Source organism: Pseudoalteromonas sp. JB197 (assembly GCF_002332205.1).
Taxonomy (GTDB): Bacteria; Pseudomonadota; Gammaproteobacteria; order Enterobacterales; family Alteromonadaceae; genus Pseudoalteromonas; species Pseudoalteromonas nigrifaciens.
The window spans coordinates 861,305-878,716 of record NZ_NRGZ01000001.1 but is presented as its reverse complement, the minus strand read 5'-3'; the positions used below and the strand labels follow the sequence as shown (position 1 = coordinate 878,716).

Here is a 17,412-nt window from a genome sequence, read left to right as displayed (position 1 = left end):
AGTTAATTTATCAACTGTTGTTGGAGTTCGTGTATTTCATCACGCACTGAGGCTGCTTTTTCAAATTCTAGATCACTGGCGTAAGCGTGCATTTTACTGTCGAGTTGCTTAATTTGCACTGTGATTTCTTTAGCACTAAGGACTTTTTTAGACTCTTTACGAATGAGTCTAAGGTTATCTTTTGGCCCTGCTTCTTCGCCTACGTCCATCGAATCTAGAATCTTTTTGGCTAACGAATGTGGTTCAATACCGTGTTCAATATTATAAGCATGCTGAATTTCGCGCCTACGTGCGGTTTCGTCCATCGCCTTAGCCATCGATTTTGTAATTCGGTCACCGTATAAAATTGCGCGCCCTTCTAAATGACGTGCGGCGCGGCCTACGGTTTGAATAATAGAGCGCGCTGAGCGTAAAAAGCCTTCTTTATCGGCATCAAGAATTGCCACCAGTGCTACTTCTGGCATATCGAGGCCTTCACGCAGTAAGTTAATGCCTACTAACACATCAAATACTCCAGCGCGTAAATCGCGAATAATTTCGACTCGCTCTACGGTATCTATATCTGAGTGAAGGTAGCGCACTTTTACATTGTGCTCACTTAAGTAGTCGGTTAAATCCTCCGACATACGTTTGGTTAGCGTGGTAACCAGTACCCGCTCACCTTTCTCAACACTTTTATAAATTTCTGAAAGCAAGTCGTCAACCTGGTCCCCCACTGGGCGCACTTCAATAAGTGGATCAAGCAGTCCTGTTGGTCGAATTACTTGCTCTGCAATTGCGCCTACGCAGCGATCTAATTCAAAATCGCCTGGGGTTGCCGACACATAAATTGTTTGTGGCGAAATAGCTTCAAATTCTTCAAAGCGCAGTGGGCGGTTATCCATAGCCGATGGCATTCTAAAACCATATTCAACCAGGTTTTCTTTGCGGCTTCTGTCGCCTTTGTACATAGCGCCAATTTGCGACACTGTTACATGCGATTCATCAATAATCATTAATGCATCGTCGGGTAAGTAATCAAGTAAAGTTGGCGGCGGATCGCCCGGTGTACGCCCCGATAAGTAACGGCTGTAGTTTTCTATGCCCGAGCAATAACCAAGCTCGCGCATCATTTCAATGTCGTACTGCGTACGCTGTGTTACGCGCTGCTCTTCTACCAATTTATTGGCACTTAATAGCTGTGCTCGGCGATCTTTTAGCTCTTCTTGTATTTTTTCGATAGCACCAAGAATTTTTTCACGCGGGGTTACATAGTGTGTTTTAGGGTAAATAGTGGTGCGCACTATGTGTTTTTCAATTGCGCCTGTGAGGGGGTCAAAAATACTTAAGCGTTCTATTTCGTCATCAAACATTTCTACACGTATCGCAAATGTGCTTGATTCTGCAGGAAATATATCAACCACTTCGCCACGTACTCGGTACGTGCCGCGGCTAAAGTCTACATCATTACGGGTATATTGTATTTCGGCTAAGCGGCGTAGCATATCGCGCTGATCCACTTTTTCGCCCACTTTTAAAAGTAGCATCATTTTCATGTATGATTTTGGATCGCCCAAACCATAAATGGCCGACACTGAAGCTACAATTATAGTATCGCGGCGCTCAAGCAGTGCCTTTGTAGCACTTAAGCGCATTTGCTCAATGTGTTCGTTAATAGATGCGTCTTTTTCTATAAACGTATCACTAGAAACCACATAGGCTTCTGGCTGGTAATAATCGTAATAAGAAACAAAATATTCAACTGCGTTTTTAGGAAAAAACTCTTTCATTTCCCCGTAAAGTTGCGCGGCTAAGGTTTTGTTATGTGCCATTATTATCGTTGGACGGTTTAAGTCGTTAATAATGTTAGCCATGGTAAAGGTTTTACCTGTGCCGGTAGCACCTAGCAAGGTTTGATGAGCAAGCCCGGCCTCAAGTCCTTCGCATAACTGCGCAATCGCGGTGGGCTGATCTCCCGCAGGCTTAAAGTGTGACTTTAGTTGAAAATGATCGCTCAATGACTGCACTCCTGTAACGATTGGTTACTTAATGTTTCAAGCTCTTTCATAAACCATTTATAGGCCACCAAAGCGGTAAACAAGTTACCCACAGCAGCGCCAATAAATAACCCCAATAAGCCAGCAAGTTCGTTGCCTATATACGCAAAGGGTAAATAAAAAATAAATAAACGAATAATACTTAAAAACAATGCGTTCATCGGTTTATGTAAAGCATTAAACGATGAGTTTGATAATATGATCACCCCTTGCAAGCCGTAGCTTAATGGAATGGTGTAAATAAATAGTTTTATAACATCAATAACGGCTTGTTCTTTGCCAAATAACTGGCTTAACACGCCTGCACTAGCAATTAGTAATATATAAATAATAAACTGCCAAACCATTACAAATTTTAAGGTGCCGGTGTAGGCGTCTTTCACTCTTAATAATTTACTAGCACCAAAGTTTTGGCTTATAAATGGGGGTAATGTCATCGAAAGCGCTAATACTAACAAGCTGGCAATAGATTCTATTTTACTCCCTACCCCAAATGCAGCAACCGCTTCGGGTCCATGGTGAGCCACTAATGCGGTCATTACTGCCATTGCAACTGGCGTAAGCATATTTGCCCCTGCCGCAGGCAAACCAATTTTTAATATTTTACTAATAGAGCCAATAACCGTTTGTTTACCTGCTTTTAAACTCAATAAACGTTTTTTTAGTAATATATATAAAATAACCACTACCGCTACTGACCAGGCAATAACACTGGAAATAGCAGCGCCTTCAATACCTAATGCCGGAATAGGTCCAAAGCCAAAAATAAGTATAGGATCGCAAATGGCATTTATTAGCCCTGCCCCGCCCATCACAAAGCTAGGCGTTTTGGTGTCGCCGCTGGCACGTAATACCGAGTTGCCAATCATAGGTGTTATTAAACACACGCTGCCTAAAAACCATACATTCATATACTGATGTATTAGCGGTAATACGTTTTCACCAGCCCCTAGTAAAGTAAATATGGGGTCAATAAACACATAACCAAAAAAAGATAATATAAGTACCAAAATCACAGCCACCAATAAAGAAATACTGGCATCAAAACGCGCTTCATTTACTTTGTGGCTGCCCAAGGCTTTTGCAATAACCGCAGAAGTGCCTATGCCCAAACCAATGGCTAAGCTTATTACCATAAAAGTAACCGGAAATGTAAAGCTCACGGCTGCTAATGGCTCTGTTCCTAATAAGCTAATAAAAAACGTATCAACAATGTTAAACATCATCAACGACACCAGGCCAAATATCATTGGAATGGTCATTTTTTTTAGTGTTGGCGAGATAGGATCATTGAGTAAATCAGGGCGAGTATGTTTTTCTGAAATTACGCGCATAGAATAAGTTGACCTCTTTTTACTGAGCTAAACATTTTAAAGCATCTGGGCAATTCAAGCCATGCTTTATTGAGTATAGAGGGCTAAATACCTAACTAAGGAGTAAAGCTTTGTTTTCAAGCCTTAGCGCATAAATTCACCTTGAGAGCGCCAAAAAACAAATATAGATCATTTAAATTACTTTTATAACATTTAACGCTTCATAAATGGTGCATTATCACACAACATATTTTTTTACTTTATCGTCACGAAAAGTTTTACTTATCGTTAGAGTCGCTTTCAGCATCAATTCGTAACACACTGTTTTTTAATGATTTAAAAAAACATTCTTAAAGACTTGAAATCGTTGCAGCCCCCTAAAATACTGGGGGTACTGAAGTTCATAAAGTTTAATAAACAGAGTTATCCACAGAAACCGTGGATAACTCATTCAAAGCCGCATTTATAAAGGGGTTACAGCGGATCAAATAAAATGCCGTATTAAACTTATCCACGTTACCAATATGAAAACTTTCTTGGGCTTTAATGTAAAGCTTGCTGTTAGCTGCAATCACCACCTTATTGAGCAACCTAAAGGTGTAAATAAAATTATTTAAGCTATTGATTGTGTTGTTTTTGTACAAACCTTTGCGATTGGCTAATTATTAACTAATAAGTAATTAAATAAAGATATTTTTAGTTTTTGCCGTATTCGTTTTTTATGGAATTTAAGTATTAAATCGATTTTAAGCGTTAAATTTTAAAAACCACTCTGCCTGTGTAAGCTCTTTACGGTAATGTTTTTGTAATATTGAGCGCTATTTTTAGGTGTAATGGCTGTTTTTTATATTTTAAATTAAGTAAATACGCCCTTTAATTTAATAATTTTTAAAAACAAAAGTACTTTTTCATAAAAATGACGCGCTTTAATTTTGGTATTTGTGCTATAAAACGTGCAGATCGAACACAAAAACAACGAATAGAGTTCTTTTTTGTATTTATGATCTTTTATGTGTTGACACTTTGCGGCTGGATCATTAATATTTCGCCCCGTTGAAAGGCAAGACGCTTCCCCCTTAGCTCAGTTGGTTAGAGCGACGGACTGTTAATCCGCAGGTCCCCCGTTCGAGTCGGGGAGGGGGAGCCAAGTTTATGTTTATGATAGTAGTTCCCCCTTAGCTCAGTTGGTTAGAGCGACGGACTGTTAATCCGCAGGTCCCCCGTTCGAGTCGGGGAGGGGGAGCCAAGTTTATGTTTATGATAGTAGTTCCCCCTTAGCTCAGTTGGTTAGAGCGACGGACTGTTAATCCGCAGGTCCCCCGTTCGAGTCGGGGAGGGGGAGCCAAGTTTATGTTTATGATAGTAGTTCCCCCTTAGCTCAGTTGGTTAGAGCGACGGACTGTTAATCCGCAGGTCCCCCGTTCGAGTCGGGGAGGGGGAGCCAATTGCTAATAATTCCATAGACATTCCTCTCAATATCTACTACCCTTTCTGATTAATAACTAAAGTATATTCACTCAATTTTCGTGTTACGATTAGTTTATAAATCAAGGATTTGATTCCTTCCCTTTCTGACAATTAAAAGATTGAAAAAATGGCAGGCTTTAAAAAACTCATATTAATACAAATACTCTCTTGGTTAGCATGTGTTGCCGTTGGTAGTTATTTTATAGCTATTAGCTTTAATTACACAGTTAACGAAGCGCAAAAAAATGCACAAGCTACAGTCCAAAATTATATAGATGGTTTAACTTTATCTGATATATCAACAAACAATTTTAAACGCGCTATTACTAATAACGATACTTTTGCAAACTTCATCCTCAGAGACAATCAAGGAGCTGAAGTATTTAAAGTAACGCACTGCCTTTTATTGCCGAATTTGTACAAACAAATTTTAACTCGGTACGTCCCCAGTTTGTAAGCGGTAGTAATACTGATATAAAAGTAGAATTTACACTTAATGTGCAACGTTTTGCACACTTATTACAAAGCGCGTTTTTTATTATTGTGCTTGTTAGTACTTTTTTAATTATTATTCCTGTGGCGTTAATGAAGACCCTTTCTCATAGAGTAAATAAAAGAATTAGTATGGACGTGGCTGATGTTATTGATGTTTATATAAATCAAAACCAGTTAGATCATGACCTAGAAGTAAGTCTTGATACAAGCAGGCTCAAAAGCCAAGGAAAGAGCTTAGTTCCTAGCTTTAATCGTTTATCGCACTTTTTGAAAAGTAAAAATGAAGATCTTCAAAACGCAGCACTCACAATAAAACATCAAGCCTATAAAGACGGCGTAACCGATTTAGGCAATCGGAATATGTTTGTTGAGTACTATGAAAAAAATATAGAAAACAGCGAAAAAAGCACTTTTGGTACACTCGCTTTAATTAGATGTAGTGAACTGCAATCGATTAACCAAACCCGCGGTTATCAAAAAGGTGATGAATACATTAAAGGTGTGGCTGATATTATTAAGCACATTAGTGGCACTTATACTGGTAGCCAAGTATTTAGACTTAACAGCTCTGATTTTGTAGCTATATTACCTAATATACCGCTAAAAGAAGCCGAACGTTTTGGTGAAAACTTACAATCTCGCTTTACTCAGTATCAACAAAACCAAGAGCTCAGCTCAGTAGCTAATACTGGTATTGTGGGTTACGAAAAAGCAAAACCACTTGGTGAGTTACTTTCGGTAGTAGATAACGCCATGAGTATGGCGCAATCAAAACATGCTAACGCTTGGCATGTACAACGTGAAAGCGATTTAATTAATAATGTAAGTGCTGGATTTGGTAATCAAAATTGGCGCAAAGTTATAAATGAAGTAATTGAAGCAAAACGTGTGCATTTAGTAATGCAAAATATTATGCCTTTGGGCAAAAATATTAAAGCGTATGCTGAGATTCAGGTGCGATTTAAAACCGAAGATAATCAAATGCTACCTACAGCCTCATTTTTAGCCATGGCCGAAAAACTTGATATGGCTATAGAAATCGACAGGCTAATTATTGACTCATCACTTGAGAAAATAAAAAGCCGAAATCTTTCAGAAAAGTTTTTTGGTTTAAATGTTACGCCTTCAAGTGCGCACAACGACCAGTTTGTAATTTGGTTAGAACGCCGATTATTAAAAGATACCCATATTGCATCAAAACTTGTTTTTGAAGTAAGTGAATTTGGGCTACAACAAAACATTAAAGCGAGTAAACGCTTTATTGACATGATTCATCGCGTGGGTGCTCGCATAACAGTTGAGCGTTTTGGTGTTGGCTTAACATCGTTTAAGTTTTTCCGCGATTTAAAACCAGACTTTATTAAAATGGATGCCAGTTATACCCGCGGCCTAGAAGATGATAAAAACAATCAATATTTTATGCGCTTAATGGTCGATTTAGCACACAGGATTGGTATAAGTGTTTTTGCTGAAGGGGTCGAAAGCCAAGAAGAAAAGCACATTATAGAAACCCTGTGCTTAGATGGTGTACAAGGTTACTACATAGAAAAACCTAAAGACATTTGATATAAGGGCGTAGTTAACCCAAGTTCAGGTTATTTAATTAATAAAAAGAGCACTTGTTGCTCTTTTTTACTTTATTTTCAGTACTGCCTAGTACTTTAAACCCATACTAAAACCATAACGTTAAGTAAACTCTACAAACAAATTACAGTAATTTTACATCTTCATTATGCGTTAATTATTTTACCCTATTTATTTGACTGATAACTACTCCACATGTTGTTTATCTCGGCAGAAAAATGGATAATGCATTGGATTTTAATAGCGCGAGGCACACATGACAGAATATGTATTGTTATTGATTGGCACTGTTCTGGTTAATAACTTTGTATTAGTACAATTTTTAGGCTTGTGTCCGTTTATGGGCGTGTCGAGTAAACTAGACACGGCTATAGGTATGTCTTTGGCTACCACTTTTGTGCTTACCCTTGCCTCTGTAACCAGCTACTTAGTTAACCAATATATTTTAATACCGTTGGATATTACCTATTTACGTACCATGAGCTTTATTTTAGTGATTGCTGTAGTAGTACAATTTACCGAAATGGTAGTACGTAAAACAAGCCCTACTTTATATCGCTTGCTGGGTATTTTTTTACCCCTTATAACCACAAACTGTGCTGTGCTAGGCGTTGCATTACTTAACATTAAAGAAGATCACTCCTTTTTACAGTCGGCGGTTTATGGCTTTGGTGCCGCAGTTGGTTTTTCGTTAGTACTTGTATTGTTTGCTGCCCTGCGAGAGCGCCTTGCAGCGGCCGATGTTCCTACCCCCTTTAAAGGTGCCTCTATTGCCTTAATTACCGCAGGCTTAATGTCGATGGCATTTATGGGATTTACCGGATTAGTGAAGTTTTAATATGACCTTGTTTTATGCATTAATAGCACTAGGCTCACTGGCATTAGTTTTTGGCCTAATTTTAGGATTTGCCGCTATCCGCTTTCGGGTAGAAAGTAACCCTATTGTTGAGCAAATTGATACCATTTTACCGCAAACTCAATGCGGCCAATGTGGCTACCCTGGCTGTAGGCCATACGCCGAAGCGATTGCCAATGGCGACGAAATAAACAAATGCCCACCTGGCGGCGAAGCTACTATGAAAAAGCTCGCCGAATTAATGGGCGTTGATCCCAAGCCCTTAGCTGGCGGAGAGCAAGCTGAACCAATTAAAACTGTGGCATATATTCGCGAAGACGAATGCATTGGCTGTACCAAGTGTATACAAGCATGCCCAGTTGACGCCATTGTTGGTGCAACTCGACAAATGCATACTGTATTAATTGACGAATGTACTGGCTGCGATTTATGCGTAGAGCCCTGCCCTGTAGATTGCATTGATATGCTCCCTGTAGCCGAAACTAAACAAAACTGGAAATGGCAGTTAAATGCAATTCCCGTTACACAAATAGATTAGAGGTTTGAGTGGATAAGTTACTTGAACAAATAAAAAAAGGGGTCGTTTGGCCATTCCCTGGCGGCGTTCACCCACCACAACAAAAATCACTCTCTAATAGTGCCAGTATTACTCGCTTGCCATTACCCGACAAACTCGTAGTTGCACTTAAACAACACATAGGTGCTAACGGTAAACTTATTGTTGAGAAAGGTCAGCACGTTTTAAAAGGCCAAGCTTTAACCATACCTAAAGCTAACTGGTCGGTGCCTATGCATGCGCCAACCTCAGGCACAATAGCCGACATAAAGTTAATGCCTTCGGCGCACCCTTCGGCCCTACCTGAACTTAGTGTAATAATTGAGCCCGATGGTAAAGATTTATGGTGCGAGCTTAACCCAATTAAAAACCCAGCAACGCTAAGCCACGATGAACTTGTTAATATTATTCATCAAGCGGGCATTAGTGGTATGGGAGGCGCTGGTTTTCCAACTTATGTTAAAGCCGATACTAAGCAACCTATCGAGTTTTTAATTATTAATGCGGTTGAGTGCGAACCTTATATAACAGCTGATGACATGCTAATGCGCGAGCATGCCAAGCAAATAGTGCAAGGTATTGAGCTAATGCAACAACTGCTCAATCCTACGTTATGCATTGTGGGTATAGAGGACAACAAGCCAGAAGCAATTGCTGCAATGATACAAGCAGCGGAGCATAATAGCTTAATATTGGTGCAAAAAGTGCCCACTATTTATCCCTCTGGTGGCGAAAAACAGCTTATTAAACTGCTTACTAATCGCGAAGTACCTAATAATGGCATTCCGGCAGATGTTGGTATACTGGTACATAACACCGGTACTTTATTTGCTATACAACAAGCTGTTTATGAAGGTAAACCCTTAATTGAGCGCGTAGTCACAGTAACGGGTAATACTATTCATAAACCCGGAAATGTATGGGCTTTATTAGGCAGCGAAATAAAGCACTTGCTCGATTGCCAAGGTTTTTCGCCTGTACCACAGCAACAAGTAATTATGGGCGGCCCAATGATGGGCTTTACCCTACCAACAATTCGTATTGGCGTGGTAAAAACCACTAACTGTATACTCGCGCCCGATCATAAAGAGCTTGCAGAGCCCGGCCCAGAAAAAGCCTGTATACGCTGTAGTGCCTGTGCGGATGCTTGCCCTGCTTCTTTATTACCTCAGCAATTACAATGGTTTGCTAAGTCAAAAGAATACGACAAACTACAAGAACACAATTTGTTTGACTGCATAGAATGCGGCGCGTGTGCCTACGTTTGCCCAAGTGAAATACCGCTAGTGCAGTACTACCGGGTAGCCAAGGTAGAAATAAAAGAGCAGCAGGCAGAAAAAATTAAAGCAGATCGTGCTAAAGAGCGTTTTGATGCGCGAAAAGAACGCCTTGATCGCGAACAAGCTGAGCGACAAAATCGCCATAAACGTAAGCCTGCAGTTAAAACACCAGACGAAAAACAAAAAGTAGCCGATGCTTTAGCAAGAGTTAAAAGTAAATCAGCTAATAGCGATGAAAAATCAGCCGTAGCCGCTGCTATTGCCCGTGCTAAAGCTAAAAAGCAACAAGGCGATGCACTTGAACCTGATAATAGCGAAGTAGCAAAAGAACGCGCATTGCGTAAAGAACAAGCTCGACAATATAAAGAGCAAAAAGCACAAAGTGATGATCCAGCAAGCCCTGATGATAAAAAATCAGCTGTAGCCGCAGCCATAGCTCGCGCTAAAGCTAAAAAGGCCGCGCAATTAGCAGACGCTGAAAGTACAGCTGACGATACACCGCAAAACGATGCACCCGTTGATGACAAAAAAGCTGCTGTAGCCGCAGCCATTGCTCGCGCCAAAGCGAAAAAGGCCGCAAAAGCATTAGCCGATGCTGAAAGTACAACTGACGATACACCGCAAAACGATGCACCCGTTGATGACAAAAAAGCCGCTGTAGCCGCAGCCATTGCTCGCGCCAAAGCGAAAAAGGCCGCGAAAGCATTAGCCGATGCTGAAAGTACAACAGACGATACACCGCAAAACGATGCACCCGTTGATGACAAAAAAGCTGCTGTAGCCGCAGCCATTGCTCGCGCCAAAGCGAAAAAGGCCGCAAAAGCATTAGCCGATGCTGAAAGTACAACTGACGATACACCGCAAAACGATGCACCCGTTGATGACAAAAAAGCCGCTGTAGCCGCAGCCATTGCTCGCGCCAAAGCGAAAAAGGCCGCAAAAGCATTAGCCGATGCTGAAAGTACAACTGATGATGCGCAAGTAACGAGCGCTGTTGAGAATAACGACGCCGCATCTAGTACTAAAGCCGACGAGCCTAAAGCGAACGATGACAAGAAAAAAGCCGCAGTAGCTGCTGCTATTGCTCGAGCAAAAGCCAAAAAGTCTCAAAAAGAAGGAAATGATCAGTCGTGAAATTAACCATGGCCAGTTCGCCTCACAGCCATAGCCATAAATCGTTAACCCGATTAATGCTTTGCGTTATTGCTGCGTGTATTCCTGGGCTAATTGCTCAGATCATCTTTTTTGGTACAGGTGTGCTTATTCAGCTCATATTAGCGCTGATTGCTGTAAGTGTATTTGAAGCTGCAGTAATGCTACTTCGCAAACGCCCCGTTTGGCCTGCGTTAAGTGATGGCAGCGCGTGGCTTAGCGCAGTACTACTTGCATTGAGCATTCCGCCATTAGCCCCTTGGTGGATAGTTATTATTGGCTGTTTATTTGCCATCGTTATAGTTAAGCAGCTCTATGGTGGTTTAGGGTTTAATTTATTTAACCCTGCTATGGCCGCTTATGTATTATTATTAATTTCGTTTCCGGTACAAATGACCGCGTGGATGCCAATTACCGAGTTATTAAATACTCCGATTGGTTTTACCGAGCAGCTTAGGGTTGTTTTTACCGACTTTACTGCCACCGGTTTTAGTTTAGATCAAGTACGTGCAGGTATAGATGGCATTACTATGGCAACCCCACTGGACACTATTAAAACAGATATTGCCCATGGTTTAACCGTAACCGAAAGCATGCAAAAGCCGATATTTAATGAGTGGGCTGGACATGGATGGGTGTGGGTTAACTTAGGCTTTTTAGCCGGTGGTTTATACCTTTTAAAAGAAAAAATAATTAACTGGCATATCCCAGTAAGTTTTATTGCAAGCTTAGCACTGTGCAGTGGCATAGGTTATATAGCAGCGCCCGGTACAGAGCCTGGTATAATATTTCATCTATTAAGTGGTGCCACTATGATGGCTGCATTTTTTATTGCTACCGATCCGGTGTCGGCTGCCACCACCAATAAAGGGCGCTTAATTTATGGCGCAGCAATTGGCTTATTAGTGTATTTAATTCGCACCTTTGGTGGCTTCCCTGATGCTGTTGCTTTTAGTGTATTACTGCTCAATATTGCTGTTCCCTTAATTGACTACTACACACAGCCGCGCACTTATGGCCACGGAGCAGCAAAATGATACTATCCTCTATGGCTAAAAACGGCGCTATTTTAACTGCTTTTGCATTAGTGACTACAGGGCTGGTTGCCTCTATTAATATGCTTACCGCCGATAAAATAGCAGAGCAAGAGCTATTGCACCTTACTTCACAATTACAAGAAGTGCTCGACCCTAGTACTTACGACAACGAACTAACAACAGATTGCGTTATTATTTCAGATGAACGACTAGGCCCTTACGCTAATCAAATAGTTTACCGTGCCCGTAAAAACAATGAACCTGTAGCCCTTATTGTAAGGCACGTAACGCCAAGTGGTTACAGTGGTGATATTAACTTACTAACCGCGGTTTTAAGTGATGGTAGTATTGCCGGTGTGCGTACTACTAAGCACGAAGAAACTCCAGGCCTAGGCGATAAAGTAGAAGTTAAAAAATCACCGTGGATCACTAGCTTTAAAACGTTAACTGTACAAAGCAGTAGCGATGCACGTTGGGCGGTTAAAAAAGACGGTGGCCAGTTTGATCAATTTACCGGTGCAACTATTACACCTCGCGCTGTGGTTGGCTCGGTAAAAAATGCCGTATTATTTGCTCAAAGTGAATTTGATGCTATTTTTGCAGCACCTAATGCCCAATGTGTAGAGGTAACTAAATGAGTGAATTAAAAACACTATATAAAGACGGTATGTGGGTCAACAACCCTGCCCTAGTACAGCTATTAGGCCTTTGCCCACTGCTTGCTGTTACGTCTACCATTACTAACGCACTTGGCTTAGGGCTGGCTACACTACTTGTTTTAGTGGGTTCTAACATTAGTGTATCAATAGTGCGAAACTGGGTACCTAAAGATATTCGTATACCGGTATTTGTCATGATTATTGCCGGCTTTGTAACTATAGTGCAGCTATTAATGAACGCTTATACCTATGGGCTTTATCAGTCGTTAGGTATTTTTATTCCGTTAATTGTTACTAACTGCGCCATTATTGGTCGCGCTGAAGCATACGCGTCTAAAAACCCAGTTCACTTATCGGCGTTTGATGGGCTAATGATGGGTTTGGGCTTTATGATTGTGCTTGTTGTTTTAGGCGCAATGCGCGAGCTAATTGGGCAAGGCACTTTATTTGATGCCGCCGACTTGTTACTTGGCCCTTGGGCACAAAGCCTACGCATTGAAATATTTAGCTTTGATAATCAATTTTTACTCGCAATTTTACCACCGGGTGCCTTTTTAGGTCTTGGGCTACTTATTGCCGCTAAAAATGTAATTGACGCACAAATAAAGTCAAAACAAGTTACCCCACCAGAGCCTGAAAAAGGCCCTCGTGCTCGTGTTACTAGCTTAACTTAATAGGAAAAGCGCACATTAATAAGGTGTGCGCTTAAGTAATATGAATAAAGAAAAACGCCACCAAATTCTTACTCGCTTACGCGACGATAACCCGCACCCAGAAACCGAGCTTGAATACTCAAGCCCGTTTGAGTTACTTGTCGCTGTAACGCTCTCAGCGCAAGCAACCGATGTAGGCGTTAATAAAGCCACTCGAAAGTTATTCCCTGTGGCTAACACACCACAAGCCATTTTAGATTTAGGCCACGATACACTGCGAGATTATATAAAAACCATCGGCTTATTTAATTCTAAAGCGGCAAACGTTTATAAAATGTGCCAAATTTTGGTGGATGAACACAACAGCATAGTTCCCGAAAACCGAGAAGCACTAGAAGCCCTACCTGGCGTTGGCCGAAAGACCGCAAACGTAGTACTCAACACAGCCTTTGGCTGGCCTGTAATCGCCGTAGACACGCATATTTTTCGTGTTTCTAACCGTACTAAACTCGCCATGGGTAAAGATGTTGTAGCCGTTGAGCAAAAGCTTGAAAAAGTAGTGCCTAAAGAATTTAAGGTCGATGTACACCACTGGCTAATACTGCACGGGCGTTATACCTGTGTGGCGCGCAAACCTAAATGTGGCAGTTGTATCATCGAAGATTTATGTGAGTTTAAAGAAAAGACCGAAGAATAAAAAGCACAGCTAAATAGCTGCTTGATTTATTTACAGTGAGGAGCACTTTTGTCTAATTTTTTGGATTACTTAGATGAATAAGTCTTACTTGATCTATCAAATCCAACTAATAGGACTCGATCAAATCTGACAGTCCCATATGTTCCATTAACGGGCCTTCAAGACGTGAATCTGAAACTTTGTTGGGTGGCACCTTCGGCTTAACCAACCTATCTTTTGACGTTGATTGAGGTTGGTTTGAGCGCAGCGAAACCCAACGAAAAAAGGCAGTGCCTGTTAACATTAGCGTTATGTATTATCGATTACCTAAAAAAGTACCGGATGTAGGTCGGATAAGCGAAGCGCCATCCGACACAGTAAAATATCTTGCCAATTATTATTATCAGCATTTTATATTGTCGGATGGCTGGAAAGTGCCAAAAGCAGACAATAGAAGTTGCAGCAGTCGTATTATAACTTTTCAATGAAAGCTTAGGTTAATGAAGATAAACAAAGGCTTTAAAATTTTGGAGACAACAATGATTTGCGAAAAAAGTTAACAATGCTGGATTCTTAATTTTGTGTTTCAAGATGTCACAGGTTCTAGAGGACTTAGTGTGGCTAAATTGAAGTGTCCGAATCAGTCCGACCACACCGAAGCAATAGCAGCCGCCTGTCGGCAAGCTGCTATTAATTAATTGATCCTGTGGCTTGTTAAAGCTTCAATATTTCGCCATCGTTTGGGACTTTGACACTTTGCGTCAGGCTATTGGCTTTAACAAATTCTCTCAGTTCTTTACGAGACAAGGCTGCATGGTTCACTGCATCCATATGCACGCCAATAATGGTTGCTTGAGGTGCAATGTTTTTGGTTCGAGTCACGTCTTCTTTTCCCATGATAATAGAGTTTGGAAATCCCTCAAGCTGTGCATAGCCGGTATTCAGGATCACAACTTCCGGCTGGTGCTTGTTTAAAGCTTGTTCTACAACACCGTTCCAGATCGTATCCCCAACCACGTATGTTGTTTTGTAACCGGGAGCCTGAAATACAACGCCCATTGCTTCACCAAGCAAAGCGGCCAATTGCGGAACTGCGTACATGTCGTCCGTACCATGTTGACCACCGGTTTTAGTCAATGTAATACCTTCAAACTCAGTGCGATCATGGATGACAGTAACCTGTTTAAACCCCTGCGATTTGATTAATGCTGCATCTGCTTCATGCTGCACAAATATTGGCAGATCTTTAGGCAGTAATTGCTGTGCGGCTTCATCCCAGTGATCCAAGTGCGTGTGCGTGACAATAATGGCGTCCACTCCGGAAATGACTTCGTCAACAGACATAGGTAATTCCAGCAATGGGTTTCTTAACGTACTACGGTAGGTGCCTTCAAACCCCGGATAAGCTCCTTTTTTCGCCAACATAGGGTCGAGCAGAAAGGTGGTATCCGCATAGCTAATTTTGAGTGTCGCATTTCGCACCAGCTGGATTTGTGTCTGCTTGTGGGCTGGCGTGTTTTTATCCGGCGTTGCCTGAGCTAATGCAGGCCCGGTCAACAAAACGCTACCAACTATTAGACTGGACATTAAGGTTCTTAAGTTCATCTCTGTTCTCCATATCAACTAAGTGAGGTGTTCAACACAGTGGCTATGATAAAGAACAATACAATTGACAAAAACTGACCTAAATGACAATATTCGAAAGTATTGGGCCACATCAGTAGAATTCAAACTTTCAGACGTTGCGGGGACGCTATGACAAAACTAAAAATTGGCTTGGTGCTTTATCCTTCCTTCAGCCCATTTCATGTTTCTGTACCCTATATGATTTTTGGGTCTATCCTCCCTGAAGAATCGCTGTTTGAATTGTTTCTAATTGCGCCCGATAGCAGCGCCATCAACGCCGAGCGGAGTATGTTTGTTCAACCTGACGGAGGGCTGGAGCTGCTGGCAACAATGGATGTGGTTATTGTACCCGGCTGGCATAAGCTGGATGAAAAACCCAGTGCTCAGATGCTTTATTCGTTGCGAGAAGCCTACAACAGAGGGGCTTATCTGGTAGGGCTTTGTTACGGCACTTATGCTTTAGCCTACGCAGGTATTCTGGATGGGAAAAAAGCCTGTACTCATTGGTTAGCTGAGCAGGATTTTAAAACCAGATTTCCCCAAATCCAGTTAGACACCAATGCGCTTTATAGCGAAGACCAGCGGCTTATTACCTCAGCTGGTACAGGGGCAAGTTTAGATTGTTGCCTCTATATCGTCAGAAAGTTTTTTGGGGTGAAAATTGCCAACAAATTTGCCCGTTTAATGGTGGTTCCGCCCCATCGTGAGGGAGGGCAGGCACAATTTATAGAACACCCAATCGCTCGCTCGACTTCGGAAGCTCAAATTAACACACTGATCGATTTTCTGCGTGAGAACATCGCCAAACCACATAGTATCGATGAACTTGCTACTGTAGTTGGGATGAGTAGACGTACCTTTACTAGGCGGTTTCAAAAGGCAACCGGGATGACTGTTGTCGAATGGTTAGTGAATGAGCGCTTGCAGCGCAGCCGTGAATTGTTAGAACTCACCGCATTGTCGATTGAACAAATCGCTGAACGGGTTGGATTTCAAACCGCCACTTCATTTAGGTTACATTTTAAACAAAAACATGCAGTCTCTCCAACAGCATGGCGAAGGACTTTCGGTGCTAATACTTTGATAGAAATGCCCTTTCCTTTAAACCATTAATTGGATTTAAGTAAGGGACATTGAAATTCTCCGTGCTCATGTAAATTTCACCTATGAAAGTGTTGCGGACATTTGTTTTTGAACGAATCGACTCTTTTTTTGTCTGCTTTTCGCTCTAGGCGGACTTCGCCAAAGTGCCATGAGCGGACTATGGGAAGTCCGCTCATGGCTTATTAAGAGTAAAAAAACCTGTTGGTTAAAATTGGCGACACATGAGTAAAACAAACTGTTTTTGTCCTACTTAAATTACCTTTATGTGATTTCTATACGTTTTTACTCAAATCTAAATTAAATTTATCTTTTGCAAATTTAACAAAAGAATCGAGCTCTTTTCTAGCATGCGTATCATCATAATCTACTCTAGGAAAAGACCTTTGCAGCTCAGCTTTAGTAACCTCTATCTGAGTAGCTGTCACTATCATGCTTCTGCAAAAACGAGAACGAGCAGTAAATTCAGGAGGTACCAAAATTGATTTAAGTTCTAAACACCTGGAAACCATTGCGTCATCTTCAAATGTCATTGGTCTTGATAAGTGAGCAAATTCATTCCGAATTTTTCGTAATATAGACAAGTCTTGCATTATATTCTTAGCTAATAGCCCTAATGAATATGCTATGTCGATTCTTACTGCAAAACTCCCCAAAGCTCCACTATTTCCTAATAACCGCTCTGTCACTTTTGCATCATCAACTAGATACAAACTCAACAACTCTCTTAACTGTTCATCAATAAATGCGGCAGCCATTAACGCACACCCTCGGTCAGACTCAGCGGCTAAAGTTTTTCTAAATAGAATAACAGCTTGCAACGGCTCAGCTGAAGTACCTTTACTCATGTCAGCAATGTTTTCTTCCATGAGTTGCATAAATTCAGGGAAGTCATCAGGGGATAACTGCATTTTTAGAGAT

The 17,412-nt window shown here is 41.3% G+C and carries 12 protein-coding genes, 4 tRNA genes and 1 pseudogene; 13 read left to right on the top strand and 4 right to left on the bottom strand.

The features are described from left to right. Nucleotides 1-2 precede the first annotated feature (2 nt). Both uvrB and CIK86_RS04230 read right to left on the bottom strand, forming a co-directional pair. On the bottom strand, nucleotides 3-1,997 hold the full coding sequence (gene uvrB / locus CIK86_RS04235) for an excinuclease ABC subunit UvrB (RefSeq protein WP_011327796.1): 1,995 nt from the start codon (nucleotides 1,995-1,997) through the stop codon (nucleotides 3-5). Beyond that, nucleotides 1,994-3,370 carry an MATE family efflux transporter gene (locus CIK86_RS04230; protein ID WP_086998150.1) on the bottom strand — a complete coding sequence of 459 codons (1,377 nt, stop codon included), beginning with the start codon at nucleotides 3,368-3,370 and terminating at the stop codon, nucleotides 1,994-1,996. The genes uvrB and CIK86_RS04230 overlap by 4 nt, the downstream gene beginning before the upstream one ends. A 1,049-nt stretch (nucleotides 3,371-4,419) precedes the next feature. Here CIK86_RS04230 and CIK86_RS04225 point away from each other — a divergent pair. From CIK86_RS04225 to nth, 12 genes and pseudogenes are all read left to right on the top strand, one after another. Further along, nucleotides 4,420-4,496: transfer RNA gene (locus tag CIK86_RS04225), tRNA-Asn, on the top strand. 22 nt (nucleotides 4,497-4,518) lie between these two features. Continuing rightward, nucleotides 4,519-4,595, top strand: a tRNA-Asn gene (locus CIK86_RS04220). A gap of 22 nt (nucleotides 4,596-4,617) precedes the next feature. Then, nucleotides 4,618-4,694, top strand: a tRNA-Asn gene (locus CIK86_RS04215). 22 nt (nucleotides 4,695-4,716) lie between these two features. After that, nucleotides 4,717-4,793: transfer RNA gene (locus tag CIK86_RS04210), tRNA-Asn, on the top strand. A gap of 150 nt (nucleotides 4,794-4,943) precedes the next feature. Further along, nucleotides 4,944-6,877 (top strand): annotated as a pseudogene (locus CIK86_RS04205) (EAL domain-containing protein). A gap of 274 nt (nucleotides 6,878-7,151) precedes the next feature. Beyond that, a complete protein-coding gene (rsxA, locus tag CIK86_RS04200; RefSeq protein WP_011327791.1) occupies nucleotides 7,152-7,733 on the top strand; it encodes an electron transport complex subunit RsxA in 582 nt (193 codons plus the stop codon). Between the two features lies 1 nt (nucleotide 7,734). Next, on the top strand, nucleotides 7,735-8,289 hold the full coding sequence (gene rsxB, locus CIK86_RS04195; protein ID WP_011327790.1) for an electron transport complex subunit RsxB: 555 nt from the start codon (nucleotides 7,735-7,737) through the stop codon (nucleotides 8,287-8,289). A gap of 8 nt (nucleotides 8,290-8,297) precedes the next feature. After that, the gene (gene rsxC, locus CIK86_RS04190) at nucleotides 8,298-10,721 is read left to right on the top strand and encodes an electron transport complex subunit RsxC (RefSeq protein ID WP_096317087.1); all 2,424 of its coding nucleotides are present in this window, start codon (nucleotides 8,298-8,300) and stop codon (nucleotides 10,719-10,721) included. Next, nucleotides 10,718-11,776 carry an electron transport complex subunit RsxD gene (rsxD, locus tag CIK86_RS04185; protein WP_041454387.1) on the top strand — a complete coding sequence of 353 codons (1,059 nt, stop codon included), beginning with the start codon at nucleotides 10,718-10,720 and terminating at the stop codon, nucleotides 11,774-11,776. The genes rsxC and rsxD overlap by 4 nt, the downstream gene beginning before the upstream one ends. Continuing rightward, entirely contained in the window at nucleotides 11,773-12,414 is a 642-nt protein-coding gene (rsxG, locus tag CIK86_RS04180; RefSeq protein ID WP_011327787.1) for an electron transport complex subunit RsxG, read from the top strand. Before rsxD ends, rsxG begins: the two co-directional genes overlap by 4 nt. Continuing rightward, complete coding sequence (locus tag CIK86_RS04175; RefSeq protein WP_086998156.1) at nucleotides 12,411-13,109, top strand: electron transport complex subunit E; 699 nt, start codon at nucleotides 12,411-12,413, stop codon at nucleotides 13,107-13,109. Before rsxG ends, CIK86_RS04175 begins: the two co-directional genes overlap by 4 nt. Nucleotides 13,110-13,149: 40 nt before the next feature. Continuing rightward, complete coding sequence (gene nth, locus CIK86_RS04170; RefSeq protein WP_041454385.1) at nucleotides 13,150-13,785, top strand: endonuclease III; 636 nt, start codon at nucleotides 13,150-13,152, stop codon at nucleotides 13,783-13,785. 693 nt (nucleotides 13,786-14,478) lie between these two features. Here nth and CIK86_RS04160 read toward each other — a convergent pair. After that, nucleotides 14,479-15,369 (bottom strand): MBL fold metallo-hydrolase, encoded by an 891-nt coding sequence (locus CIK86_RS04160; protein ID WP_053409385.1) that lies wholly within the window; start codon nucleotides 15,367-15,369, stop codon nucleotides 14,479-14,481. A 150-nt stretch (nucleotides 15,370-15,519) separates the two neighbouring features. Here CIK86_RS04160 and CIK86_RS04155 point away from each other — a divergent pair, with 150 nt between their 5' ends. After that, nucleotides 15,520-16,503, top strand: coding sequence for a helix-turn-helix domain-containing protein (locus CIK86_RS04155; RefSeq protein ID WP_086998162.1), 984 nt, complete (start codon nucleotides 15,520-15,522; stop codon nucleotides 16,501-16,503). Between the two features lie 263 nt (nucleotides 16,504-16,766). On the opposite strand, the gene CIK86_RS04150 is transcribed toward CIK86_RS04155, so the two are convergent. Continuing rightward, nucleotides 16,767-17,402, bottom strand: coding sequence for an MltR family transcriptional regulator (locus CIK86_RS04150; protein WP_176359700.1), 636 nt, complete (start codon nucleotides 17,400-17,402; stop codon nucleotides 16,767-16,769). Nucleotides 17,403-17,412 lie beyond the last annotated feature (10 nt).

Excerpts from the sequence above, each read along its gene's own strand:
- CIK86_RS04230 (WP_086998150.1), bottom strand. The coding sequence starts at position 3,370 with ATGCGCGTAATTTCAGAAAAACATACTCGCCCTGATTTACTCAATGAT.
- rsxA (WP_011327791.1), top strand. The coding sequence starts at position 7,152 with ATGACAGAATATGTATTGTTATTGATTGGCACTGTTCTGGTTAATAAC.
- rsxB (WP_011327790.1), top strand. The coding sequence starts at position 7,735 with ATGACCTTGTTTTATGCATTAATAGCACTAGGCTCACTGGCATTAGTT.
- rsxG (WP_011327787.1), top strand. The coding sequence starts at position 11,773 with ATGATACTATCCTCTATGGCTAAAAACGGCGCTATTTTAACTGCTTTT.
- CIK86_RS04175 (WP_086998156.1), top strand. The coding sequence starts at position 12,411 with ATGAGTGAATTAAAAACACTATATAAAGACGGTATGTGGGTCAACAAC.
- nth (WP_041454385.1), top strand. The coding sequence starts at position 13,150 with ATGAATAAAGAAAAACGCCACCAAATTCTTACTCGCTTACGCGACGAT.
- CIK86_RS04160 (WP_053409385.1), bottom strand. The coding sequence starts at position 15,369 with ATGAACTTAAGAACCTTAATGTCCAGTCTAATAGTTGGTAGCGTTTTG.
- CIK86_RS04155 (WP_086998162.1), top strand. The coding sequence starts at position 15,520 with ATGACAAAACTAAAAATTGGCTTGGTGCTTTATCCTTCCTTCAGCCCA.
- CIK86_RS04150 (WP_176359700.1), bottom strand. The coding sequence starts at position 17,402 with ATGCAGTTATCCCCTGATGACTTCCCTGAATTTATGCAACTCATGGAA.